7 protein-coding genes are annotated in these 4,391 nt (G+C 33.8%); 2 read left to right on the forward strand and 5 right to left on the reverse strand.

Annotation, left to right across the window (positions count from 1 at the left end; genetic code table 11):
• The 3 genes from IHO40_RS04480 to ribF all read right to left on the reverse strand — a co-directional run.
• A partial coding sequence (locus tag IHO40_RS04480; RefSeq protein ID WP_225536953.1) for a M16 family metallopeptidase occupies window positions 1–344 on the reverse strand: 344 nt, incomplete at its 3' end.
• Between the two features lie 38 nt (window positions 345–382).
• On the reverse strand, window positions 383–859 hold the full coding sequence (gene lspA / locus IHO40_RS04485) for a signal peptidase II (RefSeq protein WP_225536954.1): 477 nt from the start codon (window positions 857–859) through the stop codon (window positions 383–385).
• A complete protein-coding gene (ribF, locus tag IHO40_RS04490) occupies window positions 856–1,788 on the reverse strand; it encodes a riboflavin biosynthesis protein RibF (RefSeq protein ID WP_225536955.1) in 933 nt (310 codons plus the stop codon). Before ribF ends, lspA begins: the two co-directional genes overlap by 4 nt.
• Before the next feature lie 67 nt (window positions 1,789–1,855).
• On the opposite strand from ribF, the gene IHO40_RS04495 reads away from it, so the two are divergent.
• Together IHO40_RS04495 and IHO40_RS04500 are read left to right on the forward strand one after the other, a co-directional pair.
• Window positions 1,856–2,224, forward strand: coding sequence for a glutaredoxin (locus IHO40_RS04495; protein ID WP_225536956.1), 369 nt, complete (start codon window positions 1,856–1,858; stop codon window positions 2,222–2,224).
• Between the two features lie 116 nt (window positions 2,225–2,340).
• Window positions 2,341–3,213, forward strand: a complete 873-nt coding sequence (locus tag IHO40_RS04500; RefSeq protein ID WP_225536957.1) for a hypothetical protein — start codon at window positions 2,341–2,343, stop codon at window positions 3,211–3,213.
• A 48-nt stretch (window positions 3,214–3,261) separates the two neighbouring features.
• Here the strand turns inward: IHO40_RS04500 and IHO40_RS04505 are convergent, their stop codons facing one another.
• Complete coding sequence (locus tag IHO40_RS04505; RefSeq protein WP_225536958.1) at window positions 3,262–3,771, reverse strand: DNA-3-methyladenine glycosylase; 510 nt, start codon at window positions 3,769–3,771, stop codon at window positions 3,262–3,264.
• A 426-nt stretch (window positions 3,772–4,197) separates the two neighbouring features.
• Window positions 4,198–4,391, reverse strand: a 194-nt coding sequence (locus IHO40_RS04510) for a hypothetical protein (protein WP_225536959.1), incomplete at its 5' end; no start/stop codon positions are given.

Raw genomic sequence — 4,391 nt, forward strand, 5'->3', positions numbered from 1 at the left:
TCGTAGTAACAGGTATATTCTCTAGTGGTAAATGCGTTAAATTGCGCTCCAATACTACTCATAGTTGATTCTATGTCCTTAAATTTTCCTGTAGTTTCAAACATTAAATGCTCAAAATAGTGAGCCAATCCTGCTTTGCCGATTGGATCATCCATTCCCCCAACTTTATATATTACTGCATGTAAAACGGCTGGAATCCGATGATTAGGTACAACATAAATATCTAACCCATTACTGAGTTTAGCGTGCTTTACATTGTGTTCCATATTTGCAGCTCTCAGAGAGATTGGGTAAGTAAAAAACAATAAGGGTAGTATAAAGAAACTAAAAAATCTGTAAAGCATTGCCCTAACCTAATATAATTGAATTCGAAGCAACAATTTTATTCCTCATTTTGTTTAGAAATGAGTCTGTCGTATATGTACCACTTATACAGCAATACAGACATCCCGCAAGCTATATATATATCTGCTAGATTGAAAGCTGGCCAGTACCAACTGCCAATATGAAAATATATGAAATCATATACAGCTCCCCAGTAGATCCTGTCAACTACATTACCGATTGCCCCGCCAATCATCATAGAAAAACCAAAACAAGTTAATTTATCGCTAGATTTGTATATCAAGTATGCGAGTATGCTAATTATTAGTGTTGAAAATATTGAAAAAAAGAGATCGCTATATGGTAAAGTGCTAAACATTCCAAAACTAATCCCCAAATTCCATACTTCAACTAGCTTTATAAAGCTAGCAACTTCGATTGACTCTCCTTCATCAATTAATGAGTTTATGTACAATTTGCTCATCTGATCAGTTAATATCATAATTAGTATGACAATTAAGCATAGCTTTTTCATAAATTTGTCCTCAACTGATGAGCTTTAAGTATATCATAATTTACCTGTTTTGTTAATTCTTCAATACTATGGAATCTTTTTTCTGACCTGATAAATTTTAAAAGTTGTATATTAACCTTATAGTCGTACACGTCTTTATTAAAATCAAATATGTGCATTTCTACTATAGGTTTTTTCAAATCCTTAAATGTAGGTCTCATACCAATGTTGACTACTCCGTATAGCCAATTTGGATTATTGTTAGAAAATGCCGCCTTAGCATAATATGTACCAAACTTGGGTTTTATCATGCAGTCTTCTATAGGAATGTTTATAGTTGGAAATCCTATTTCTCTACCTCTACATGCACCTTTTGTTACAATACCAGAAACTTGATAAGGTCTGCCGAGCAATTTATCAGCAATCTCTATTTCGCCTTTCTGTAAATACTCTCTGATTGAAGAAGAAGAGCAAATTTTTCCATCGATTATCAATGGTTCTAATTCAGTTAAAGAATACCCATACATTTCAGAATGTTTCCTTAGAGTCAATGTATTACCCAGTCGTTTGTGACCAAAAGTACAACTTTCTCCAACAACTATGTGTTTAGCGCTATATTTGCCTGTTAGGATCTTACTAATGAAGTCATTGCAGCTGATTTGAGAAAAACCTTCATTGAAATTGATAATATACAAGTAATCTATGCTATAGCTGCTGATCAGTTCCTTTTTTTGTTCTTGATTTATCAATCTAAAGTTATTTCTGCCAAATAAGACTGTTGATGGGTGGGGCTCAAAAGTTAAAATTGCAGAGGGTAATCCTCTTTCTTGCGCTACTTTCTTTAGAGTAGAAATTGCAAGTTCATGCCCTAAATGAACGCCATCAAAATTTCCAAAGGTTAATGCTAAATTATTTTCTATCTCCTGCTCACAATTATAAATAATTTTCATACAATTTGATATCTTATGTATATTTCTATATATAATAATTATATTTTATAAACTACGGAGATAAATCATGAAAAATATTAAAGGAAAGGTTGTAATATATGTAAAGCAGTATTGTCCGTTCTGTAAGAAAGCAAAGGAGTTGCTGGATGGAAAAGGTGTGGAATATGAAGAAATTGATGTGCTTAAAAGTCCGGATTTATTTAATGACATAAAGTCAAAATATAACGTTAGAACAGTTCCGCAAATTTTTATTACTGATGAAAATTGCAATTACATACATCATATTGCTGGATGCGACAAATTGGTGGACCTTGAAAGAGAAGGAAAGTTAGATGATATATTAAGTAGTAATTATGATAAAGCTGATGTAACAACTTACCCGAGCAGCAATGATGAGTATGAAGAATCTGTAGTATCACATAATGATTTTATATGATTTCCTTTACTTTTACTGTCATGTGATGCATAAATGAAGGGTTGGTATGCTCATTTTAAACAAATTTTAATGGATTAAAAATACAATTCATTTAGTTAGTTTTTTAGTGAGCAAAAATGACACGAAATATTTCAATTGTTAGCAAGAACTTAATTAGTATTGAATTAATCGACAAACAAGATTTAGAGAATTTCATCAAAATTTTTACAGTGCTTGATAAGCACATAGCAGCAAAAACACTTTTTGCAGAGGAGATGAGAATAGAGTATAAACAACATGACGGCATAGAGGTTGTTAATTTACTGAAGAGTTCAGGCTTTACATATCATGATGTTGAAAATGTATTACATCATCTGAGTAAACATGGAATGAAGGTGCCAAGCAACGTCATAGCACACACTCTCTTTTCTGCATACAATAGTGCACTTGAATCTAAGGATATAGCATTTTCCTTTTTTGATGGCTCTCCACAGTATAACATTAGAGTAAATAAGAATATCTTTATAGTAACTCCTATGAGTGAAAAGGATTTGGAGCTAAGTTCTCAAAATAGCAGAATGTTCATAGAGCTGCTAAAGAGCGAAAAAAGCATTTATAACTGCATAGTAAAAGAAAGTGCTATTAATGTTGTAGTACATTCTGAGATGCATCAGGCTATAAATTCAGTTACAAAATCACTGATAAAATCTAGCCTTTTAGCACAAGAGGAAGAAGCAAAACTTAAAGAGAAATTAAGACAACTTGCTTTTAAGGATCAAGCTTTTGTCGAGTACTCCAGCATCAAAACCATTAATAGATATCCACACAATCATCCTTTGAGAAAGTATGAAAACATTACTAAGGGTATAGAAAACATTCTATGTGATTTTATAGCAAATGGGAATAGTGAGTTTGCTATAGAGCAACTAAATAGGCTTAATTCGAAAGTTTCTCCAGATACTCCAAGAATCATTACTAAGACTATAGATAAACTTGTTAAGTTCCACTAAAGTATCTTGTATGTTATTCTTGTGTTGCGCACGGGAATAACATCAAAGTTAGAAAACCTTAAATCGCCAAAATTTTTCTTTACCTTTAATAATTCCAATTCTTGGGGTGCAAATATAATTTGGTTTGAGGTGAGATTCGTAAACACAAAATTCGTGGCTTATAGTGAGGTCTTGTTTGTTGTGTTCTTTGCTAATGTTCAACCTTTTGCACAGTATTCCTGGTCCACCTAGATTTGCTTCAAGCGGTTCAGTGAGTTTCAATCCCCTTATCAATACTGCTGCTGGGAACCCTTCTGCTTCTGTTACGATGTTTAAACAGTAATACATTCCATATATAAAGTATACGTACGAAAACCCCGGCATACCAAACATTACCGAGGTACGATCAGTATAGCCTCGTGCTGCATGACAAGCTGGATCATCCATTCCTACATAGGCTTCAACTTCAGTTATTATTCCACTAGAGTTGGAAAATTTGAGAACTTTTCCCAATAATTCTCCAGCTACAGTTAAGGTTGGCCGCTCGTAGAAATTTCTTGGTAGTATTGTGTTGTTCATTATAGAAGTATAAGTTACTTACATTTGCAAGCAACTTATATTGATCCAATCCCCACTACACAAAGAGCTGCTAGACAAAAGTGGAAAAGCTACCCAATAGAAACAAAAAAGCTACTTGACAACCTTCGTCGTCACCCTTATCGTAATACTGAAACTACTATTTATCTTCAGTCTGTGCAGATTAAGTGACAAAAAAGCTTAGCATATTTGACGTCTCATGTTTAATTTTTTGTACTATGTGTGCTGTATGTCTGTAAAACTTCTTTTTTACTCATACAAGCTGAAACGCGCTTATAAGTCGTTTAAGACATCAAAAGACGCCAATATTAAATATTATAGGATAGATAGTGAATAACTAGCTACCCAGGGTTTCTTTGCCTTTTTCCTGCTTAGTAAGTTTCTTAATGTTTATAGGCTAGTTGCAATTTATGAACTGGATAGGAAGGTGTCATTCCAGCGCGTGACACACTCCTGTACGAACACCGTGATTTGAGCTGCCAGTAGGATATCGAGCGCTCCTTCTACTTTCATTCCAGCGCTTCCCCCTATTATCATTCCAGTGCTTGACACTGGGATCCAGTTCTTCATAAAAATGGTGCACTTTAACATAACTTTCATGC

The organism is Wolbachia endosymbiont of Mansonella ozzardi (assembly GCF_020278625.1).
Taxonomy (GTDB): domain Bacteria; phylum Pseudomonadota; class Alphaproteobacteria; order Rickettsiales; family Anaplasmataceae; genus Wolbachia.

Excerpts from the sequence above, each read along its gene's own strand:
- ribF (WP_225536955.1), bottom strand. The coding sequence starts at position 1,788 with ATGAAAATTATTTATAATTGTGAGCAGGAGATAGAAAATAATTTAGCA.
- IHO40_RS04505 (WP_225536958.1), bottom strand. The coding sequence starts at position 3,771 with ATGAACAACACAATACTACCAAGAAATTTCTACGAGCGGCCAACCTTA.
- IHO40_RS04495 (WP_225536956.1), top strand. The coding sequence starts at position 1,856 with ATGAAAAATATTAAAGGAAAGGTTGTAATATATGTAAAGCAGTATTGT.
- IHO40_RS04500 (WP_225536957.1), top strand. The coding sequence starts at position 2,341 with ATGACACGAAATATTTCAATTGTTAGCAAGAACTTAATTAGTATTGAA.
- lspA (WP_225536954.1), bottom strand. The coding sequence starts at position 859 with ATGAAAAAGCTATGCTTAATTGTCATACTAATTATGATATTAACTGAT.